Annotated in this window: 1 pseudogene; it reads left to right on the top strand. The window is 62.2% G+C overall.

Annotated features, from left to right (window positions below):
* Positions 1–110: 110 nt before the first annotated feature.
* Positions 111–331: pseudogene (locus tag KUG41_RS15290) on the top strand (IS3 family transposase); the annotation flags it as partial.

The raw sequence follows: 331 nt of genomic DNA, 5'->3' as shown, positions 1-331 counted from the left end.
CTCACGCCTTGCGAGTCGCCCCGCGTTGATGCCATAGGCGGCTGCTACTGCTGATGCAACAACCCTAGCGGGGTAGCAGCTTTAAAGATGCAATGCGCCCGTCAACCTGATTGACACGGGACACTGAGGGCTGGGGTGCCACCGACAAGTTCACGGTGGTGCTGGAAAGTGCCGGTATGAACGCCACGGAACTGGGCACCTACTGCAGAGAGCGGGGTCTGTTCCCCGAGCAGGTGGACCGCTGGCGACAGGCGGCCCAGGATGCCAATGCACAGCCGCTGCTGACGATGGCCGAGCAGAAGGACCTGGAGAAGCGCTACCAGCAGGATCA

It is taken from the genome of Synechococcus sp. CCY 9618, from assembly GCF_019038415.1.
Taxonomy (GTDB): Bacteria; Cyanobacteriota; Cyanobacteriia; order PCC-6307; family Cyanobiaceae; genus Cyanobium.
This window is presented reverse-complemented; position numbering and strand designations above follow the sequence as displayed.